The organism is bacterium (genome assembly GCA_024228115.1).
Lineage (GTDB): Bacteria > Myxococcota_A > UBA9160 > UBA9160 > UBA6930.
Window position 1 is genome coordinate 1 of record JAAETT010000367.1, and the last position, 2,052, is coordinate 2,052.

A 2,052-nucleotide genomic window follows, 5' to 3' on the forward strand; every position below is an offset into this window, starting at 1 on the left:
TACTCACTACCCATGACAGGCCATTCAAATCCAGCGTGAACAACCCCTTTGCCGGTGGGATGCAAATACTCCCCGTGAGGATTCATCTCGTTGCATCATGCCATGCGGGATAAAACAACCTGTGGTGTGAACGGTTAGCATCCCCCTGTGTCAGGATAGATGTCGCCTCTTTTTGAAAAGTTTTGATTGAGGAGGGGGCGTAACAAGGCGGGGTACTCCCCGCCCGCTGGAGGCTAATGGGAAGGAGCCCGTAGGGCGACTGAGCATTAGCCTCCAGCGGGCGCCGCACGACGCGCGTGCCCTCGCCACCTGACCCGTGAGAGAACCATCGATGAATCAGTATCCAGAAGAACTCAAGGCAAGCCTCATCGCCAGAATGTTGCCGCCCAACAATGTCAGTGTTGCGGATTTGGTCCGAGAAACGAGCATCCCGAAGGATACCTTGTATGGCTGGCGCCGCGATGCACAGAAGGGCGATGCTCCCGCACAGGAGAAGCCCTCCGATGGGCTGAGCGGCGAGGCGAAGTTCAACGTCGTGCTGGAGACGGCGAGCCTCAACGAGGTGGAGCTCGGCGAATACTGTCGCCGTAAGGGGCTGTTCCCCCAGCAAATCCGTGCCTGGCGGGAGATCTGCACGCAGGCCCATACCCCAGTTGCGCCCAAGGCGGATCGCCAGATGCTGCGTAACCAGGCCAAGGAGATCAAACGCTTAGAGGCGGAGCTGCGGCGTAAGGAGAGGGCGCTGGCGGAAGCCGCCGCCTTGTTGATGCTCCAAAAAAAAGTTCGCACCCTCTGGGAGGGGCCCGAGGACGAAAAATCGACCTTGCGGAGCGCCGAAAAGTGATCGCCTGTATCGATGAGGCTTGTGCAGCCGGCGCCCGCCTGCCGAGGGCCTGTGAGGTGCTGGAAATCTCAGAGCGCACCCTGCAACGCTGGCGTGAAGATGGCGAGGTGAAGGCCGATGGGCGCAAGGCGGCCGGCACCCAGCGGGTACCGGCCAACAAGCTCACCGAGCTCGAGCGCGCGCAGATCCTCGAGACCGCCAATGCGCCGGAATTCGCCGACCGACCCCCGAGCCAGATCGTGCCGGCCCTGGCTGACCAGGGTCGGTACATCGCCTCGGAGTCGAGCTTCTACCGGGTCCTGCGCGAGGCCCATCAGCTGGCCCACCGAGGCAAGGCAAAGCCGTCGACAAGACAACGTCCCGAGCCGCTACAGGCCAACGCACCGAATCAGCTGTGGAGCTGGGACATCACCTACCTGCCCACCGTGGTCATTGGGGTGTTCTTCTACCTCTATCTGATCATGGATGTGTTCAGCCGCAAGATCGTAGGCTGGGAGGTCTATGCGTCACAATCGGCCGATTGGGCTTCCGAGGTCTTTCGCAAGGCCTACCTACGCGAAGGCATCGCCGGCAATTCCCTGGTGCTGCATTCGGACAACGGCTCGCCCATGAAGGGTGCGACCATGTTGGCAACGCTGCAAAGACTTGGCGTCATGCCCTCTTTCAGCCGACCCTCGGTCAGCGATGACAACCCCTACTCCGAGGCCTTGTTCAAGACGCTGAAGTATCACCCGGGCTTCCCCGACAAGCCCTTCGAAAACCTTGCGGAGTCCCGTCAGTGGGTGGCCGGGTTCGATCACTGGTACAACGAGCTTCATCGCCACAGCGCCTTGCGATTCGTGACGCCGAACCAGCGCCATCGCGGCGAGGATATCGCTATTCTGGAGCGCCGTCATGCGCTCTACGAGGCGGCTAAACTCCAGCGTCCCGAGCGTTGGACCGGGCCTACTCGAAACTGGAAGCCTGAGGAAACCGTCTATCTGAATCCCGGAAAACCGACGAAAAAGGAGGTGGATTCCAAACAAAAAGCAACCTAGAAAATGCGACATCTTCCTTGACAACCACCGGCATGGTGGCCCTTCGAATTAGAAAAATATCGTGACAATAGATCAAAAAGAACGTATGCTTTACTCACCTTGAATATCAAAGACTTACAGGCTGAAATAAACGCCATTCACCAACAAAGCGCCAAACTGGAAAATGGCGCA

The 2,052-nt window shown here is 59.0% G+C and carries 1 pseudogene; it reads left to right on the forward strand.

Features of this window, described 5'->3' with window-relative positions:
- Positions 1-331 precede the first annotated feature (331 nt).
- Positions 332-1,881 (forward strand): annotated as a pseudogene (locus GY937_16140) (IS3 family transposase).
- The last annotated feature ends 171 nt before the right edge of the window (positions 1,882-2,052 follow it).